Annotated in this window: 17 protein-coding genes, 1 pseudogene and 1 other annotated feature; of the genes and pseudogenes, 14 read left to right on the top strand and 4 right to left on the bottom strand. The window is 41.3% G+C overall.

The genetic code is table 11. The annotated features are described in order from the left end of the window. Positions 1-33: 33 nt before the first annotated feature. A complete protein-coding gene (gene brnQ / locus NAF01_RS15795) occupies positions 34-1,371 on the bottom strand; it encodes a branched-chain amino acid transport system II carrier protein (protein ID WP_226617551.1) in 1,338 nt (445 codons plus the stop codon). 46 nt (positions 1,372-1,417) lie between these two features. Beyond that, positions 1,418-1,660 (bottom strand) — a binding site (T-box leader). Between the two features lie 252 nt (positions 1,661-1,912). Here brnQ and corA point away from each other — a divergent pair. Continuing rightward, entirely contained in the window at positions 1,913-2,869 is a 957-nt protein-coding gene (corA, locus tag NAF01_RS15790) for a magnesium/cobalt transporter CorA (RefSeq protein WP_222499711.1), read from the top strand. 104 nt (positions 2,870-2,973) lie between these two features. On the opposite strand, the gene NAF01_RS15785 is transcribed toward corA, so the two are convergent. Beyond that, the gene (locus NAF01_RS15785) at positions 2,974-4,173 is read right to left on the bottom strand and encodes an iron-containing alcohol dehydrogenase (RefSeq protein WP_226617552.1); all 1,200 of its coding nucleotides are present in this window, start codon (positions 4,171-4,173) and stop codon (positions 2,974-2,976) included. A 297-nt stretch (positions 4,174-4,470) separates the two neighbouring features. Between NAF01_RS15785 and NAF01_RS15780 the strand changes: the two genes are divergently transcribed. The 6 genes from NAF01_RS15780 to zupT all read left to right on the top strand — a co-directional run bounded on the left by NAF01_RS15780 (position 4,471) and on the right by zupT (position 10,364). Next, entirely contained in the window at positions 4,471-5,409 is a 939-nt protein-coding gene (locus NAF01_RS15780; RefSeq protein WP_250800784.1) for a ring-cleaving dioxygenase, read from the top strand. A gap of 171 nt (positions 5,410-5,580) precedes the next feature. Then, on the top strand, positions 5,581-6,183 hold the full coding sequence (locus tag NAF01_RS15775; RefSeq protein WP_048009940.1) for an alpha/beta hydrolase: 603 nt from the start codon (positions 5,581-5,583) through the stop codon (positions 6,181-6,183). A gap of 109 nt (positions 6,184-6,292) precedes the next feature. Further along, entirely contained in the window at positions 6,293-6,904 is a 612-nt protein-coding gene (gene wrbA / locus NAF01_RS15770; RefSeq protein WP_048009941.1) for an NAD(P)H:quinone oxidoreductase, read from the top strand. Positions 6,905-6,965: 61 nt separating this feature from the next. Continuing rightward, the gene (locus NAF01_RS15765; protein ID WP_250800783.1) at positions 6,966-7,811 is read left to right on the top strand and encodes a pirin family protein; all 846 of its coding nucleotides are present in this window, start codon (positions 6,966-6,968) and stop codon (positions 7,809-7,811) included. 135 nt (positions 7,812-7,946) lie between these two features. Continuing rightward, positions 7,947-9,299, top strand: a complete 1,353-nt coding sequence (locus NAF01_RS15760; RefSeq protein ID WP_048009943.1) for a glycosyltransferase family 2 protein — start codon at positions 7,947-7,949, stop codon at positions 9,297-9,299. A gap of 255 nt (positions 9,300-9,554) precedes the next feature. After that, positions 9,555-10,364: a zinc transporter ZupT gene (gene zupT / locus NAF01_RS15755; protein ID WP_048009944.1), complete on the top strand. Its 810-nt coding sequence runs from the start codon at positions 9,555-9,557 to the stop codon at positions 10,362-10,364. A 431-nt stretch (positions 10,365-10,795) separates the two neighbouring features. Here the strand turns inward: zupT and NAF01_RS15750 are convergent, their stop codons facing one another. Further along, positions 10,796-11,662, bottom strand: coding sequence for a YitT family protein (locus NAF01_RS15750; protein WP_250800782.1), 867 nt, complete (start codon positions 11,660-11,662; stop codon positions 10,796-10,798). 149 nt (positions 11,663-11,811) lie between these two features. Here NAF01_RS15750 and NAF01_RS15745 point away from each other — a divergent pair, with 149 nt between their 5' ends. Beyond that, on the top strand, positions 11,812-12,345 hold the full coding sequence (locus NAF01_RS15745; protein WP_250800781.1) for a P-loop NTPase family protein: 534 nt from the start codon (positions 11,812-11,814) through the stop codon (positions 12,343-12,345). A gap of 30 nt (positions 12,346-12,375) precedes the next feature. Here the strand turns inward: NAF01_RS15745 and NAF01_RS15740 are convergent, their stop codons facing one another. Continuing rightward, entirely contained in the window at positions 12,376-14,424 is a 2,049-nt protein-coding gene (locus NAF01_RS15740) for a molybdopterin-containing oxidoreductase family protein (protein ID WP_250800780.1), read from the bottom strand. A gap of 197 nt (positions 14,425-14,621) precedes the next feature. Between NAF01_RS15740 and NAF01_RS15735 the strand changes: the two genes are divergently transcribed. The 6 genes and pseudogenes from NAF01_RS15735 to NAF01_RS15710 all read left to right on the top strand — a co-directional run bounded on the left by NAF01_RS15735 (position 14,622) and on the right by NAF01_RS15710 (position 19,221). Further along, the gene (locus NAF01_RS15735; RefSeq protein ID WP_048009949.1) at positions 14,622-15,302 is read left to right on the top strand and encodes a response regulator; all 681 of its coding nucleotides are present in this window, start codon (positions 14,622-14,624) and stop codon (positions 15,300-15,302) included. Positions 15,303-15,454: 152 nt separating this feature from the next. Then, positions 15,455-16,969, top strand: a complete 1,515-nt coding sequence (locus NAF01_RS15730; protein WP_197249401.1) for an AcpB/EbpR/MafR family transcriptional regulator — start codon at positions 15,455-15,457, stop codon at positions 16,967-16,969. A gap of 74 nt (positions 16,970-17,043) precedes the next feature. Continuing rightward, positions 17,044-17,238: pseudogene (locus NAF01_RS15725) on the top strand (NADH-dependent flavin oxidoreductase); the annotation flags it as partial. Positions 17,239-17,608: 370 nt separating this feature from the next. After that, positions 17,609-17,890 (top strand): DUF3219 family protein, encoded by a 282-nt coding sequence (locus NAF01_RS15720; RefSeq protein WP_048009952.1) that lies wholly within the window; start codon positions 17,609-17,611, stop codon positions 17,888-17,890. Positions 17,891-17,912: 22 nt separating this feature from the next. Continuing rightward, positions 17,913-18,893, top strand: a complete 981-nt coding sequence (locus NAF01_RS15715; protein ID WP_048009953.1) for an LLM class flavin-dependent oxidoreductase — start codon at positions 17,913-17,915, stop codon at positions 18,891-18,893. A 181-nt stretch (positions 18,894-19,074) separates the two neighbouring features. Then, positions 19,075-19,221 carry a hypothetical protein gene (locus NAF01_RS15710; RefSeq protein WP_206701441.1) on the top strand — a complete coding sequence of 49 codons (147 nt, stop codon included), beginning with the start codon at positions 19,075-19,077 and terminating at the stop codon, positions 19,219-19,221. Positions 19,222-19,394 lie beyond the last annotated feature (173 nt).

The following is a 19,394-nucleotide window of genomic DNA, read 5'->3' as shown; positions in this document are numbered from 1 at the left end:
AAAACCAGGCTGTTTAAGCAGCCTGGCTTTTTATCAAGAAGCTTTTACATCCATCTGTTTTGCCGAATCCGGCTGTTGCCTGTCAGTTTTGCTTAGAAGGATTCCCAGTGCAGTACCTGCTGCAGCTGGTACAACCCATTCCATTCCAACCGATGCGAAAGGCAATACTTCCCTAAGGGATTGAAGGGCTCCGAGATCAAAGCCAAATGTGCTTAAAGCTCCCAGCGCTGCAAATACTCCAGTGAATAATAGCGCACTCCCGTAAACTTTTCGCGGATTTCGGAAAAAGCCATTAAAGAAGCTCAGCGTAATCAGCACAATGGTTAAAGGATAAGCTGTTACCAGGAAAGGAACAGATACTTTGAGAATTTGATTTAACCCAAGATTTGATAAGGTAAAACCAATCAAGGTTACGGCACTGATGACTAATTTATAGCTTACCTTTGGCAGCAACTTTGAGAAATATTGTCCGCAGGCTGATGTTAAGCCTACTACAGTCGTAAAACAGGCAAGAGTGAAAATTGCACCTATGAATGCCGTTCCAGCTCTTCCGAATAACAGGGTAGCGGCAGATGATAAAATGGCTGTCCCGTTTTCAAAAGTGCCGTTCGCAGCTATTTTAGCTCCTAATAAACCAAGGGAAATATAAACGGCTGCCAGCAGCACGCCAGCTATTACTGCAGCTCTTAGTGTATAGAGGGATAATTGCTTTTCGTCATGTACACCTTTTTTCTGGATGGCAGTAAGAATGACAATTCCAAAGGCAAGGGCGGCAAGGGCATCCATTGTGTTATAGCCTTCAAGGAAACCCTTAAAGAATGCGCCGCTGTCATAACCGCCAGATGGAGCCAGCTGCTTTGTGCCGAAATTCATGATTGCAGCTGTACAAAGGATAACAACCGACAGCAGCAGAACAGGAGTAAGCCAGCGGCCCATAAATCTTTCCATTTTGGCCGGATTTAAACTGACAACATATACAAGCAAGAAAAAGACTGCTGAATACGTAAACAATATTAGTGATAGGTTCCATGAATCATTAATAAATGGCATGACACCCATCTCGAAAGCAACACCTGCATTTCTGGGAATAGCCAGGAAAGGACCAATGGACAGGTAGATGATAACCATAAATAAAGTGCCGAAAAGAGGATGAACCCGGCTGGCAATCGCTTCAATTCCACCCTTTGCCATGGAGATGGAAAGCAGTACAATAAATGGCAAGCCTACAGCAGTCAGAATAAAACCTGTAATCGCAAGCCAAAAGGAGGTACCTGATAAAGCACCAAGGTAGGGAGGGAATATTAAATTACCTGCTCCAAAAAACATTGAGAATAACATGAGACCGATAAAAAAGCTGTCAAATTTCTTCATAAGCTGCTCAAACTCCTTTTTTTAAAAATAAAAAGACCCGTCCCCAGAAAGGGACGAGTCTATACTCGCGATACCACCCTAATTCCGCAGTTCAAAAAACTGCAGCACTCAGCTGCGTACAATCATACGCGTTCCATTGTAACGGCGGAAAACCCGTCAAAGCTTACTGTATTTCAGCTTTGCATCTCAGAGATGATCTTCGGATCAGGTACTGAACACCGGATTTCACCATATGCCGGCTCTCTTTGGAACAGCATTCCTGTCTTACTCTTCTCTTCAGCGATTTATTATTTGAAAATAATTTATCAGATAAGTTTAGATTAGTCAATATTTTTTGTTAATTAAAATTACTTTTCGCGGTAAAAGCGTTAAAGCAGCCGGTTACTGAGTGTATATTTTTTATAATTACCGAGAAAAGTAAATTCTTGTTTAACAGAGCAAGAAAAAGAGGTAGATAATAAATACACCAATGGAGAGTTAGGATATCATTATTAAAAATGGAAAAAATATGTTTTAAGATTGGAAAGACTAGGAGACATTCATGATAAGAATACAAGCTGTTAACAAGAAAAATGAACTCAAACAGGATATTACTCTAGAGAGGCTGAAAGCTGAGTGGGAAAGCTATAAGTGGTTTTGGGTTGATTTTGATCAGCCAACCGAGGAGGAAACTGCTGAACTCGACAAGACTTTTCACTTTCACCCCCTGGCAATAGAGGATTGTGTTGTCAAACTCCAGCGCCCCAAAATGGACTATTATGAAGACTATAGCTTTTTTGTCACCCATAGCCTAAATCATATTAACGAAGATAAACAGGAAATTAACTTTTTTATTGGCTCAAATTATATAGTATCCTACCATCATGAACTCTCCAGGGAAATGAATGATGTTTGGGAAAGGCTTAGCTTAAGTAAGAAGATTAGTAAATGGGACCCTTACCTGGTCATGTACCACATCATTGATAAAATAGTGGATAATTACTTTCCTATCGTTTATCAGCTGGAAGATCGTTTGAGTCTCATTGAAGATAACCCAAATGATGAAACGATGGAAGAATTATTGGAGAAGTTATTTGATATCCGCCATCATTTATTGCAGATAAGATATACTGTGATTCCGATGCGTGATTTAATATACCGTGTCATTAATTCCCATAGACTTAAAGGTGTAAAGGAAAGATACGAATACTTTGCTGATATTCATGACCACTTATTGAAATTGACTGAAATGATTGATGGAAACAGGGAATTGACGAACGATATCCGTGACAGTTATTTATCGATCAACTCCCATCAGACGAATCGGGTAATGAGAGTCCTTACCGTGATAACAACCATTTTCATGCCCTTAACTTTTATAGCGGGCATATATGGGATGAATTTTGAAAACATGCCGGAATTATCGTGGAAATATGGATATTTTGAAACACTGTTATTAATGTTTATTATTGCCTTAGGCATGTTTTGGTGGTTTATGAAGAAGGGCTGGTTCAGATAAAGCGTTAAAGGCAGAATGCATTTAAATGTGCATCTGCCTTTTATTGGTGTGAGCCACTGAAATTTTTAGCGGAAAGCCATGAGTTCAAAAGGTGTGCCAGAATATTATTCCTTTATAATCTGATACAGTTTTAACATATCATTTCTGCCGAAGATTTTCGGCACAGGATACAAGGGATTGGCTTCCTTTAAGGCACGTTCAGCCATTACGGGAATGTCACTGTCTATTATTCCACTCACCTTTTGGGGGATCCCCATTTTATGGTTGAGGGATTTTATGCTGCTTATAAAGCTCTTTGAATTTTCTTCAGCCGAAGCTCCCGGATCACCTATGCCCGCCGCCATTGCGAGTTCATCTAGGGGTGCCCAGACTGCCTCGCCGTAATGCTCCAGTACATATGGAAGAATGATAGCATTAGCCAAACCATGAGGAACAGAGTAAAATCCTCCCAGCGTATGGGCGATAGCATGAACATTGCCTACATAGGACCTGGTAAAAGCCAGTCCTGCCAGATAAGCAGCTTTTTGCATACGGGCTCTTGCCTCCAGATTTTCGCCATTCTGATATGTTTCGTAAAGATTATCATATATCAGCCGGACTGCATCTATGCTCAATTTTCTCGTCTCTGCTGTACTGCTTCTCCCAATGTAGGCTTCGATGGCATGGGTTAGTGCATCCATACCGGTTGCAGCCGTTATATGAGGAGGCAATTTTATAGTAATCAAGGGATCTAAAACTGCATAATGCGGAATTAGACAAAGGTCAATAATGGCGTATTTCTCATGTGAACGGCTGTCGGTAATGACCGCTGCAACAGTGGCCTCACTTCCTGTACCTGCTGTAGTCGGGACTGCAAAAAGGGGAGGTAGCTTTTTTCTGACTTTAAATTGGCCTTTCATTTGCGGGATGCTTTTCTCAGGCCTCACAACTCTTGCACCAACGCCTTTAGCACAATCCATCGGTGAACCCCCGCCAAAGGCAAGAATACCCTGGCAATTATTCTTCATGTATTCTTCAAGTGCTTCTTCAATATTAGTAATTGTCGGATTTGGAACCGTTTTATCATAAATATAAAATTCAATATTCCATTTCTGTAAATTTAATAGCAAACCATCCATCAGCCCAAGAGAAGTGATGCCGCTGTCCGTTACAATCAAAATTCTGCTTATGCCTGTTTTCTTAATAATATCGGGAAGTTTGTCCAGGCTATTAGCGCCTTCTAAAAGTTCCGGTTCCCGCCAGGGTAAAAGAGGCGATACCAGCTTGAAGGTTTTCTGGTACATTCGGCAGTATGCATTGTACATTTCCTTACCTCCAAATATCCGTCTGAAAATTCTAATATTATAATTAATATATACCTTTATGTTTTAGGTGATGTCAATATGCTCAATCAAAATATTCCAGTTTCTGCTTCAATCCGAAAGATTGACAGCAGCGTGAGTATATTTTATAATTATCTTGAATTCGAGATAAATTAATTCGAGGCATTCAGTTGTTTTTCTGATTGAGAAAAGAATTTTATCTTGAAGTGAAAATATTTGATTTAAAATGAGTTTCATAGATTGAATTTTGGTTACATTAATGAGAAAGAGGTGTGAATAGTGAACAAAGCCACAAGTGGAATTCATCATATCAGTGCGATCGTCGGCCACCCTCAGGAGAATATCGATTTTTATGCAGGTGTTTTAGGATTGAGGATGGTCAAGCAGACTGTGAATTTTGATGATCCCGGCACTTACCACCTGTATTTTGGCAATAATGAAGGGAAGCCGGGGACAATCATTACATTTTTCCCATTGGCAAATGCCTTCCAGGGAGAGATTGGGGATGGCCAGGCTGGCGTCACCTCCTATGCAATTCCCAGTGGTGCTCTTGAATTCTGGAAAGACAGATTTAAGAAATTTAAAATTTCTTACACAATGGAAAGAAGATTTAGTGAAGAATCAATAAGATTTCAGGATCCTCACGGTCTCATATTGGAAATGGTGGAAAGAGATGAGGGTGAGACGAATATTTGGACATTTGGAGGAATTACTCCTGATGTTGCAGTAAAGGGCTTTGCAGGGGCGACTCTTTATTCATCCCAGCCGGAACAGACAGCACATCTGCTTGAAAGTGTTATGGGTCTTGAACGCATTGGGGAAGAAGGAGAAATAATCCGGTTCCAATCCTCAGCCCCAATCGGCAATGTCATAGACCTGAAAAAGACTTCCGGCAAGCGAGGCCGGATGGGTGTCGGCACTGTCCATCATATCGCCTGGCGGGCTGAAGATGATCAGGATCAATTGGAGTGGCGGGAATATGTGAGGTCAAATGGCTATGGGGTAACACCAGTCAGGGACCGGAATTATTTTAATGCCATTTATTTTCGGGAGCACGGGGAAATTCTTTTTGAAATTGCAACTGACCCGCCAGGATTTGCACATGACGAATCACCCGGTGAAATAGGGGAGAAGCTGATGCTTCCTGAACAATATGAGAATATGAGAGATCGCATCGAGCGAAAATTAATCCCTATTGAAGTCAGGGAACTGGAATAAAGTGAAACTTCAATCAGTGGGGGTTTTCCTTATCCCCCACTGATTGTTAGTTGAACCAATCGGGCCTTTACGGGCAGTTTGACCCCCATATCCTCCTTTGATTCCTCTGAGTCTTGAAGTGGGGGTCTTACTGCCCGTTAGACTGCGATAAAACAAAGAGAGGAAGATACGATGAAACATATTTTTCAAAAAGGAAAAGATCCTTCCAAGCCTGTATTATTGCTGCTTCACGGAACGGGAGGTACAGAAACTGACCTGCTTCCGCTTGCAGGTCATATTGATCCGGAGGCTTCTGTTCTAAGTGTGCGCGGTAATGTGCTGGAGAATGGGATGCCAAGATTTTTCCGCAGGCTGGCAGAAGGTGTCTTTGATGAAGAAGATCTGCTTTTTCGCACAAAAGAATTAAACGGCTTTTTAGATGAAGCCGCACAGAAATACGGTTTTGAACGAGACAACATTGTGGCAATCGGCTATTCAAATGGAGCTAATATTGCAGGAAGCTTATTATTTCATCATGAAAACGCCTTAAAAGCAGCGATTCTGCATCATCCAATGGTTCCAAGGCGTGGTGCTGAATTACCTGATCTCAGCGGAACATCAGTATTTATCGCGGCTGGGACCAATGATCCGATTTGTCCTGCAGAAGAATCCACTGATTTACAGTCATTATTGGAAAGTGCAGGAGCGAAAGTCGAGCTTCACTGGGAAAGTTTTGGCCATCAATTAACCATGGGTGAAGTGCAGGCTGCAGCCCGATGGTATAAAAAAATTTAATAATAGTTAATCTAATGAATAATAAGGGAAGAGAATGAAAGAAGGGAGTGCTATCATGGGTATCCTATCAAGGTTATTTGGAAATTCAACTAAAAAGGAGACGATTAATATGGAAAATGTAAAATTGGCAGTCATTTTTTACAGCATGGGCGGAACAAACTATCAATTGTCTAAATGGGCGGAGGAAGGCGGCAAAGAAGCTGGTGCGGAAGTTAAAGTTTTTAAGGTCCCGGAACTGGCGCCGCAATCAGCAATTGAAGGCAATCCTGCATGGAAAGCTACTGTCGAGGCGACAAAGGATGTGCCTGAAATTAAGCCGGACGATCTTGAATGGGCAGACGCCATTATATTCAGCGTACCGACCCGTTTCGGCAATATGCCTTCCCAAATGAAGCAGTTCCTTGATACAACTGGCGGTCTCTGGGCAAAAGGAAAGCTTGCGAATAAGGCAGTTAGTGCAATGACATCAGCACAAAATCCGCATGGCGGCCAGGAAGCAACGATTCTTTCACTTTATACTACGATGTACCATTGGGGTGCGATTGTGGCTGCTCCTGGTTATACGGATCCGGTTCTTTTCGGAGCTGGCGGCAATCCATATGGAACAAGCGTAACGGTTGGCCAGGATGGAAAAATGATTGAAGATGTGAAGGAAGCTGTTAAACATCAGGCGAAAAGAACTGTCACTGTTGCTGGGTGGATTAAAAGAGGTAATCAATAATCATAGAGGGAGCAATTGTTTTGCAATTGCTCCTTTTACATATAAAGGGGAGAAATGGCGGATGCAGAATGAAAAAGTAACAAAGCGGGAGATTGCTTCCATCAGGAAAGTAAAATTGCAGGAGCACAGTCCCATTCATGCAGCAGGTCCTGTGATAGAACCGGGAAATTGGGAGAAGTATGACCCCTTTCTGCTGATGATGGAAGATAAGTTTCAAAAGGGAGCGTTTGACATTCATCCCCATTGCGGGATTGAGACGGTAACTTATGTCATTGAAGGGGCCATTGAGCACTATGACAGCCATTCAGGTGAGGGCGGTTTGTTAGGTCCTGGTGATGTTCAATGGATGACAGCAGGGAGCGGTGTCGTTCATAATGAAGTGCCATCTGAAGGAATTACTGCCCATTCGCTGCAGCTGTGGATCAATCTTCCACGGGAAAAGAAAATGACAGCACCAAGATACCAAAACCTTAAAGGCAGTGAAGTACCTGCCCGGGAGGAAGAGGGTGCAGTTTTTAAAGTCTTCTCCGGTTCCTCTAGAGGAGTTGTATCACCAACCTTAAATCATGTGCCTGTCACAATGGTTGAAGTAAGGATGGAAAAAGGCGCTGCAGCTTCACAGGAACTGCCTGGCAGCTACAAAGGCTTTATTTATATTATAGAGGGCAGCGGTATTTTTGGAGAAAATGAAGTTCATGGGGCCAATGGCCAGGTCCTTGAATTGGGGGAAGGCAGGAACGGTGAAAGCGAAATAGCCGTTAAAGCCGAAGAGCAAATGCGTTTTCTGCTATATGCAGGTGAGCCGGTCAAAGAACAGGTTGTGGCCCGTGGACCGTTTGTCATGAATACGGAAGAAGAAATACGGACCGCTTATAAGGAATATATGAATGGTACCTTTCTAAAATAAGATACGGGTCAGGAGCAGTCTAAGGCTGCTCTTTTTGCCGGTGCTTCTGCCTTGAAGGATAGTATAAATTACCAGGTTACTTAAATGATAAAATACTATATTTTTTAATTAACTATATTCATTGAGGGTGAACCTATGGAGCCGAGTTCCATCCCTGCAGATCCGTTCATAAAACGCAGGAGAAATAAAGTTTATTTATCCATAAATAAGAAATTTGTCATAAGTCACCTGATTTCTCTATTATGGATGGCTTTTTCTATATATCTATCATTGCCCTGGCTGAAGGATCTATCAGACATTGTCACACTCCCGATCAGCATTCTTATTATTGGGGGTATTGCCTATGTACCGGGCTATATGAATGCCTTTCTGTTGATGAGCCTGCTTTTGGACAGGCAGCCATCTTTTAAGAATCCGGATCCTGATAAGGAAGTGACATTGCTGGTAGCCGCCTTCAATGAAGAAAAAACAATCTTTCAAACGTTAAGCTATGTGGCAGGCCAGGACTATCATGGGAAGATTAAGGTCATCGTTATAGACAATCGTTCTACAGACAATACTCACCTTGAAATAGTAAGAGCACAAAAAGAGCTTAACCTTGCGATTGATATTTTGAAGGAACCAAAGACCGGGAAATTCCATGCATTAAATAAAGGCCTTCAGCATGTGACAACAGAATATGTTATCACACTTGATGCAGATACCCTGCTGCACCCTTCAGCTGTCCGCTTTTTAGTATCACGCATGGAAAGCAGTCCTGAAGAGGTGTGTGCGGTAGCGGGCTCGATGCTTGTACGCAATAGCCGGGAAAACCTTTTGACGAAAACACAGGAGTGGGACTATTACCTGGGTATAGCCTCAATAAAAAGACTGCAGGGGTTATATCAGGGAACACTGGTTGCACAGGGGGCTTTCAGTTTATACAAAACTGACTCCGTCCGCCAGGTAAATGGCTGGCCAGATGCCATTGGCGAAGATATTGTATTGACTTGGAGGCTGCTTCAGAAGGAATGGAAAGTATATTTTGAGCCGCTGGCTGCAGCTTTTACAGATGTTCCTTCTACGTTATCCCACTTTGCAAAGCAAAGATCAAGGTGGGCAAGGGGAATGATTGAAGGCCTGAATGAAATCAAGCCATGGAATCAGCCGCAAATATACACAAAATATTTAACAGGTGTTAACCTGGTTATGCCATATCTGGATATGATGTATACTTTTTTCTGGATTCCCGGATTAATGCTTGCGTTCTTCGGCTACTTCTGGATAGTTGGCCCGATGACCTTGTTTGTGCTGCCGCTTACCATGTTAAGCTACGGAATCTTATACATGTATCAAAAGCATTATGTGTTTAAAAATCTGAATCTGAAAGTCAGAAAGAATATTTTAGGATTCTTTACGTTTATCCTGTTCTATCAAATGATCATGTCACCCATATCTGTATGGGGGTACCTTCAGGAACTTTTCAAATCAAAACGAGTCTGGGAATGATCCTTCGCTGCTTAAAGGGCGAAGGTTTTTGTTTTTTTATGCACATTTTCCTCAATCCTTCTTATAATATTGAAGAAAAAATAATCGAATAGTCCTTTTTTATTGCTTTTGGTTTGGGTTGGAGATAAAATGTTTACCAAAGTAAACTTTTTAAGTTAGGCGCATATACTTATAGTAATTTGGCATATATATTTTTTTAACGCAAAAGTTGCCCTGGAGAAACTTTTTGGCAATAGAGAAAAAGGAGAGAGTGAAATGTCGCAGGAAGTATTATTTGCATTAGGTCTTACTTTGTTTGCCGGCTTAGCGACAGGTATTGGCAGTTTAATGGCTTTTTTTACTTCTAGAACGAATACGAAGTTTTTATCATTGGCACTTGGCTTTTCCGCAGGAGTGATGATTTATGTCTCCATGATTGAAATCTTTGTAAAAGCCAAAGATGCACTTGTAGGAGCATTAGGTCAAGTAAGCGGAAACTGGGCAACTGTTGGAGGTTTTTTTGGGGGGATTCTCCTTATTGCAATAATTGACCGGTTTATTCCTAAAAAGGATAATCCCCATGAAGTGAGGACAGTTGAAGAAATGAATGATTCCGGAAACACCGTCAAGGATCCGGCACTCTTAAAAATGGGGACCTTTGCGGCATTGGCGATTGCGATTCATAACTTCCCGGAAGGAATTGCAACATTTACTTCTGCACTCCAGGATCCTTCGCTTGGAATCGCCATTGCGGCAGCCATTGCCATTCATAATATACCAGAGGGGATTGCTGTCTCAGTTCCTGTCTATTATGCCACAGGAAGCAAGAAGAAGGCTTTTAAACTCTCATTTTTATCAGGGCTGTCAGAGCCGGTTGGCGCATTAGTGGCCTACTTGATTTTAATGCCATATTTAAACGATGTCATGTTTGGTATCATTTTTGCCGCAGTTGCCGGAATAATGGTGTTCATTTCACTTGATGAATTATTGCCGGCTGCCAAGAAGTATGATGAAGCTCATACCTCCATTTATGGTCTTGTGGCAGGGATGGCCGTCATGGCGCTCAGCCTGCTGCTGTTTATATAACAAAAAAGCAGTTTCCCGCACTGATGAATGTGTGAGGGAGGCTGCTTTTTTTAAAAGATAAGAAAGTATATAATTTTTGAACGTCGATTACTGTCTAGCTCCACAAGGAACGCTTCGACAGCATCATCATCGCACGGTGAAAAGCGTTAGCTTTTAGTAGGAGCGCCTACCCCCTCGAGGTCACAAGCTTGTCTTGTTTCGGCTCCTAGGGACTCGGGCTCATAAGCCGTTTCCTTTCAGAAGGAAAAACGCCTTCTTACAGGAACCGTCTTATGCCTGAGGCCCGCAGGATGCGGGTCATGCAGACGTTGCCACAGGACAAGGAAAGCTACGGCAGCGATACATCGCACGACCGAAAGCGGCAGCTTTTGGGAGGACGTGGCGTTCTTAGTCTGCGTTCCTTCGTGGGCAAGGCGCTTGCGCTTTTCTTATTAGTGCGCTGTACCTTTATCAAAATTGCTGCCGCTGACATCGGCAATATTTTCAATAGCCACTAATGCCCTGGGATCAATATCTTCCACAATGGAACGGAGCGTGGATAACTCAATCCTTGTTACAATTGTATAGATGATCTTTTTAGGCTCTCCGGTAAAAACACCCTGGCCCTGAATATAAGTCATTCCGCGTCCCAATTGCTTTTGGAGCTCTGATGAGATTTCTTCAGGCACATCAGAAATGATCGTAACCGACTTCAGCTCTTCTATACCTTCTACAACGATATCAATCATTTTGTAAGCAATATAATAGGTGATAATGGAGTACATGGCTGTTTCCCAGCTGAAAACGAGGAAAGCTGCAAGTATAAAGATAAATACGTTGACAATCATGATAAATTGGCCGACAGATACCGGACGCTTCTTGCTGACCAGGATGGCGATAATCTCTGATCCATCCAAAGCTCCGCCAGTTCTGATCACAAGGCCAACCCCTGTTCCCAGAATGACTGCTCCAATGACTGTTGCCAGAAATAAATCATCTGTAACAGGCTCAAAATGATGGAGATATGCGGTACTTGCGGATAAAACAATTACTCCGAATAAGGTATGTATCGTGAATTTCATTCCTATTTTGCGGTAGCCAATATAAAGAAATGGGAGGTTAAGAAGGATTAAAAATATACTCATGGTCATCCCGGTCAGCTCTGCGGCAATTATGGATAGACCAATAACACCGCCATCAAGGATGCTGTTCGGAACGAGGAAAAACTCAAGTCCTGCTGCTGCAATCATCGCACCTATCGTGATCATGATTAGCTGTTTTATCTCTTTTACTACCCGTTTTTTCTTCGTTAATGCCATATAATCATGCCCCTCTATTTAAAATACTTACATATTATAGCACTTATTAGGATGAATTTTTAAGTAAGAATAACTTTGGCTTTTAAAGAGGGAATATAAGCACAGATGTTGAATGTAATTAAGCGGATTCGGCAAGGGAAGGTGATTATTTGAAAAGAGTGATGGTGATTGGGACTTCAGCAGGCGCAGGAAAATCAACCTTCGCCAGAAAATTGGGCGAGAAAACAGGCATTGAGGTACATCATCTTGATGTTTTATACTGGAAGCCCGGCTGGGTGGAAAGGGAGCTTCAGGAATTTTCGGATGCACAGCGTGAAATAGTAAAAAAAAAGCAGTGGATTATTGAAGGCAATTACAGCAATACTTTTGAAATCAGGGCAGCGGCATGTGATACAGTCATATATCTGGAAATTCCCCTGTATCTCTGTCTGTACAGGGTATTAAAAAGGTGGGTGACCAATCTTGGCAAAACCCGGCCAGATATGGCTGCCGGGTGCACGGAGAAAATGGACTGGAAGTTTATTAAATTCATTGTGACAACATACGAACTCCGTAAAAAGAAAATGGCTGAGCGGCTTGACAGGTTTGCTGCAGAAGGAAAAAAGGTCGTTGTATTAAAGAACAAAGCGGATATGCATTCATACATAGATGATCTTAATTTTAAGAATAACAATGCTTCATAGCATACAAAAACCCCTGCATTTTTGCAGGGGTTATTCTATTATGATTTTCGAAACGTTTACCCGGCCTGAAAAGAACACGGCACCGCCGCCCATATCGGAAAGACGGTCCGGTGTCAGCGAATTGACCAAATGTTTGGTTCCCGGAATATCTGCCCAGATTCCCTGAGAAACTGCCGTGCCTGGAAGGACAAGCTCCCCAACAGCCGCTTTGAGTTCGCATTCTCCGCGCTCATTCCAAATGCGGACTATCTCACCATCCTCAATACCAGCATTCTTCGCATCCTTACTATTCAAGTGAATGCGGGGCTCCTTCTCCATAGCTGCATGTTTTTCATTATGTGAAAAGGTTGAATTCAAAAAGTTATGATTGGGTGCAGGCACAAATAAAAACGGGAAGGTGTCGTCTTCCTTCAGCTGTATATAGGTAGGCAAAGGAGGATGTCCATCATCTTTCATTCCCTGCGAATATAATTCAATTTTTCCGCTTGGCGTGGGGAGCCTGCCGGGAAACAGCGGTTTTACCCTCGCTTTGATAAACTTGTTTTTCCTTAGGGATTCAGCATTGATTTCTTCAATGAAAGGGTTAGCTGGAAAATCCAATGCGGCATTAATCATTTCTTCTTCCGTTTCATAAAATACCGCATCATGATAGCCCATTCCTTCTGCAAGAAGCCGAAACACTTCGACATTTGACTTTGACTCGCCGTAAGGTTCAATGACTGGCTCCTGTATTTGCATGTAGTGATGCCAATACGATGAATATATATCCGTATTTTCAAAAGAAGAAGACGCCGGAAGCACAATATCAGCATATTTAGCCGTTTCGGTTAAGAACAGATCATGGACCACAAGGAACAAATCCTCCCTTTGCAGCCCTTGTCGGACTTTATTCCCTTCCGGTGCCACAACAGCAGGGTTGCTTCCATAGACATACATCGATTTAATCGGTTTTTCCAGTTCAAGCAATGCAGAACCAATCCGATTCATATTAACAATGCGTGTATTCTTTTTGTGCAGGAGATCAGGCCTTTGAAGAGCTCCAGTATTAAAAGCAAGATAGCCGGAGTTTCCCTTGATGGCACCGCCGCCCCTTATGAGCCATTGTCCTGTAATGGCAGGAAGACATGCGATGGTGCGGATGCACATTCCTCCATTGTCATGATGCTGAGGCCCGTTGCCGATACGGATAAAAGCTGGGGAAGTTTCTCCATACATACGGGCTAATTTGATAATATCCTCTTTCGGCACACCTGTTATCCCGGCTGCTGTTTCAGGGTCATATTGCTTCACATGTTCGCGAAGTTCCTGATGGCCAATCGTAAACTCCTCGAGAAAGGCCTCATCCACTAAATTTTCTGCAAACAGAACATGCATGATACTAAGTGCCAGAGCAGTATCGGTGCCGGGTGTAATGGGTATAAACCAGTCGGCCATTTTCCCGGTCTGGTTTTTATGGACATCAATTACAACGATTTTCGCACCGTTTTTCCTTGCTTTCTGGGCGAGAATCATTTGATGCATGTTTGTGCTGACTGCATTAATGCCCCATAAAATAATGAGCTTTGAATGGATGGTATCCTCCGGGTCAATCCCAAAGCTGCCTCCCATTGTATACGCATATCCTGCTGTACCGGCAGATTGGCAAATCGTCCTGTCTAGACGGGATGCTCCGAGTTTATGGAAGAAACGGCGGTCCATTCCTTCTGCACTTAATCTGCCCATATTACCATAAAAACTGTATGGCAGGATGCTCTCAGGACCGTTTTCGGCAATTAGGTCCTTCCATCTGGATGTTATCGTGTCTATAGCTTCTTTCCATCCAATCTGTACAAAATGCCCTTCACCTTTGGCTCCGGCACGCTTCATTGGATACTTGAGCCGATTCCGATCATAAATCCTTGAAGGCATGCTGCGGACCTTGGTGCATATATTCCCCTGTGTGACAGGATGATTGGGGTCTCCTTCAATCTTAACGATTTTTCCTTCTTTTTTATGTACCAAAAGGCCGCATTGATCCGGGCAATCCAAGGAGCAGACAGATGGGAAAACACCATTTAAGGTACTGCTGTAAGAGTTCATATCAGAATACTCCTTCCTCATAGTAAATCGATCATACCATAAAATTCAGATTATTTGCTGGGTGTCAGGAAGCAGCAGGGAAATTTCTAATTTGAAACAGCAAACCTCATAATTGAAACTGTGCTATGAAAAAACTTTTGTAAAATAGGTTTTATAGATTTTTTGGTTCAGAATAAAACTGAGCAGGTGAACAGGAAATGGCGCTGAAAATTGCGATTGTAGATGATCATAAGCTCTTCAGAGAAGGGGTCAAACGGATACTGGAAATGGAAGAGGACCTTGAAGTAGTTGCTGAAGGGGAAGATGGCCGTGATGCTCTCATAATTGATAAGAATTATAAGCCTGACGTTATAATTATGGATATCGATATGCCTAATATGAATGGCATCAAAGCAACGGATAAGCTGAATGAAAACAAATCAAAAAGCAAAGTCATTATTTTATCTTTTTATGATGATGAGAATTATGTCACGAGGGTGCTCCAGAATGGTGCAGCCGGATACCTGCTTAAAGATATTGGTGCAAAAGGGCTAATCGAAGCGATCAGGATTGTTGCCAGTGGAGGCAGTTATCTGGATCCCAAGGTTACGCAAAATATTATAAAGGAATACAAAAGGCTTACAGAATTAAATTCAGGCAGCAATCATGCGTCAAGTCAGAACTATCAGCGTCCACTGCATATATTGACTCGCCGCGAATGCGAGGTGCTTCAGCTGCTGGCAGATGGGAATAGCAATACTGGCATCAGTAAAGCACTTTTTATTAGCGATAAAACGGTTAAAAATCATGTAAGCAGCATTTTGAGAAAGATAAAAGTTCATGATCGGACACAGGCAGTCCTTCTTGCCATCAAAAAGGGCTGGGTCAGAATCAGTTAGAACCAATGTGTAATTCGAAATTCACCCTTTACTTTAAGGGCATGTTCTCCTGAGCATGCCTTTTTTTACGTTGAGATAGCAGTAAAAGATGAGTAAGCAAAGACGGTAATAGAAAAGATAACTTGGAAGAGCTTGAAAAGATAGGTGATAAAATGAACCGGTTTTATAAACGCTACTCAGATTTAATCTTTCATTTGCTCAGTGAAAATAAATGGATCAGTTTAGCTCAGCTGGCAGAACGAACAGGTTTTTCAAAAAGCACGATATGGCGTGATCTGGAATTCCTGGAGACGATACTACCGGAGGATTGGAAGCTGGAAAAGCATGATACTTTTGGCGTTAGGCTGAGAAAACCTGAAAGCGGGACTCTGGAGAGCATTTTAAGAGAAATTCGCGATAAGAATACTTATTTCCATACGTTAAAGCTGATTTTATTAAGCGATGGAATAGATATTTCTCTGATATCCAAAGAGGTGCATATAAGCCGTTCGACCGCATACCGCCACATTGAAAAGCTTCAGGAGGTTCTTCAGGAATCACAGCTTACTTTAACTTCGAGTCCTTTCAAAGTAATCGGTGATGAAAGAAATATCAGGCGTTTTATCATGCAATACTTAGATTTAATGAGCTTTAAACCGGAAGCTGAGAAGGATTGGCTGTATTCCGGCGATTTTCAGTCGGCGCTGCTGGAGCAGACCTCGAGCTATTCGATGACTCTCCGGACAGGAGCCGTTCAACGCCTCAAAATGATCTTATATATTTCAAATCTGCGTATGTCTATGGGCTATTTTGTTTCGTTTCCAAAAACTTTGGTGGATGCATATAAAGAAAGTAAATTTTTTCTCTCTGCTAAGGAAATAGTGCATTTTATGGCTAAAGCCAATATTCCTTCCAGGGAAACACAGCTCCAGGAAATACTTTTCTTTGCCATTTATTTAATGAGTGAAGAAAGGCCGACGAATAGATCGCAGCATCTGCGTTATCTCCGCAGGAGGAGGATAGGCGAAAGGGAACATCCTTTTTCTGTCTACTTAGAAAACCTTTCGAATATTGCTGGCTTTAATTTAACAGATGATGATATCTTTCTTTTTCACATTTACCAGACATTCAAGAGAATTTATCTTGAAAAAGAATTAAATACCGAAACACTCCATAGCTCAATGATACAATATCTTCCATATTATGAGACTAATCCACTTTTCAAAACAATAGAGGACCTGGGAGTCAAAACATTCTCGAAAGTCCCCCTTATTTTTAAAAAGCTGGATGTTCTTGAAATCTTTACTCTTCTCCAGGCTGCTATTCTGCGAAGGAGGAATAGGCATGTAATACAAGCTGCGCTTGTATGCCGGACATATTATGAAAAAGATTATATTAGGGAAGTGCTAAATTATCATTTTGGAAAACAGCTTTCTATATCAACGCTTGATTCATCAAGCATCGATTTAATTTCAGAATATGAAGAGTTTGATCTGGTCATTTCAACCGATCTTGATCATTCATCCAAGCTGATAGGGGATCTGCCAGCCATAAATGTTTCTGCATTTCCGACAGGATCAGAGCTTATGGAAATCAGGCAATTCATTCATGATCATTTTTTAAAACAAATGGACCTGGACGAAGAGATGATCTATCCCTATGAAAAGCAGGATGAGACATACAAATAAGGAGACGCCTTCAAACTGGAGGTGTTTTTTTATTTATTTTTTAAAACGTGTTAATTTTGATAATCATTATCAATTTCATTAACCAAATAGTTGATGCTGTTACTGAGGTCGTGGATAATTCAAATGTTCAAGATTTTATTGTGGGATATCGTTTTTCTCCAGAAGAATATGAAGAATCTGGAATAAAAATATCAGATACCCTTTATCTTGTTGATAAATTAGCTGATAAAAAGTTAGACTATTTGCATATATCATTGGGTGACTTTAAGTGAGTATCTGTATCTGAAGATTATAAAGAAAAATCTATTATGCATCAGAAGAGTACTAGTTGACCAAGATAGAGAAGAACTCATGATAGGGAATGGGATTGTAGATTTCCTGAGTATTATGATGCCTGATCGATTACGCTAAACCAAATTCAATAAAAGCGCGGGTCACAAGTAAGTTGGTTACATTCTTGAAAATACAGCTAACGGGGGTATTAACGGTTGATTAACTTTTTACATGGTTGTGAAGAACGCAGAAAGTTTACGTTCGTCACATATTCTAGAAAAATCATATCATACGGCGTCATTTCGAAGTTAGAGTACGTTAAAAGTATTAGGAATGTGTTACCTTATAGAAAGGGACGATGATGAAATGGTTACAGAAATCCAACTAAATGATACTAAAATTAAAATCACACAATATGATGAAAAAAAGATAGAAGGTAAAACTCAGATATCGTTAACTTTTTATGTTACAAGTGACGACTACCATGACATAGCAACGTTACTTTACAAAGGAACATTTGATGTAATCGTACCCGAGAGACATCTTGAGTTCCGCGGAACGATTCAAGAATATTCAACATCAATTACGAATCTATACGAAAAAGGGCAAATTGGTGAATATAAACTGACTTTGAAAGAAGCGGAATAATACAAAAGGGGATTTTCATCTTATGAAATTAAGCATTTTAGATCAGTCTCCCATTTCAACTAATCAAACGGCAAATGAAGCATTACAGGAATCAATGAAACTCGCACGCATAGGGGAGACATTAGGATATTCACGTTATTGGATTGCTGAACATCATGCAATGCCAGGGCTTGCATGCTCCGCGCCCGAGGTAATGTTAGGGTATATTGGGGCAAATACAAAAAATATACGAATTGGCTCTGGGGCAGTTTTATTGCCATACTATAAGCCGTATAAAGTAGCAGAAACCTATCACATGTTATCCACTCTATTTCCTAATCGAATTGATGTAGGGATTGGAAGGGCACCGGGTGGTCCTGCTGAAGCAACAAATGCATTATCGGATAACTATTTGCAACATGTCTATAAAATGCCTGATTTAGTAAATGAATTAATTAAATACATAGATAATGAAGGGACCGTATTAGAGGCTTCTCCGTTACCGCAAATTAGTCCTGATCTATGGATGTTAGGTACAAGTAGAAAAAGTGGGATTTTTGCGGCGGAAAACGGTTTAGCCTATAGTTTTGGACAATTTATGAGTGATGAAAACGGAGCAGAAATCGTCCAACAATATCGTCAGTCATTTCAACCAAGAAAAAAAGGCCAAAAACCATACGTCATTATGGCTTTGTCAGTAATATGTGCAGAAACTACTCAAAAAGCAGAAGAAATTGCTTTAAGCTCAATTGTTTGGGAACTACAAAATGAGAGTATGGAAGGAAACAAAGGAGTTCCCTCTGTTGATGAGGCAAAAAAAATTCTATTAAATCTACGTAATCAAAAGTCTATTGAAAGAATAAAAAAGAAAATGATTATAGGTACTCCTAATGAGGTGAAAAGTAAAATATTAGAAATTCAATCTCATGTATTAGCAGATGAAATCATGATTTTAACTATCACTTATTCATCAAAGGATAAGCATCAATCATATCGATTAATCGCAGAGCAATTTATTAAATGAAAAAGATAAGGTTAAAAGGAGGAAATTGTCATGAACCAGACTACAAGGAAAAACAGGGATCATCACCGGTGCCAGCGCTGGAATAGGGGCTACTATTGCTAAGGAATTAGCTGTGGAGGGAGCAGATGATTGATGTAAATTCATAGGTGTGCTTTATGGCATTCATGCTGTATTGCCATCTATGCTGAGCCGCTCAACAGGCCATATTATTAATATTGCTTCGGTTGCTGGACCTGAAGTTTCAAAAACAAGTATCGTCAGCTGCAGGTATTTTGCGATATGCAAACTCGGAGAATTAATGAGGAAGCTGCAAAAATGGATAACGTAGAATTTCTCTCTGTAAGCGTAGAAAGATAGCCTTGAAGGGGAATTAAACTATCTGCAGATGATGAAGACGCTTCTTGAAGACACAAAGCAGTTTTCGGATTTGTACAATATGAATGAGTGTCCAGCCTGTCCTTTTCAGGGAGTATGCGACAGGGATGAAAAGAATGAGAGAAA

Source organism: Cytobacillus firmus (assembly GCF_023657595.1).
Lineage (GTDB): Bacteria > Bacillota > Bacilli > Bacillales > Cytobacillaceae > Cytobacillus > Cytobacillus firmus_B.
This window is presented reverse-complemented; position numbering and strand designations above follow the sequence as displayed.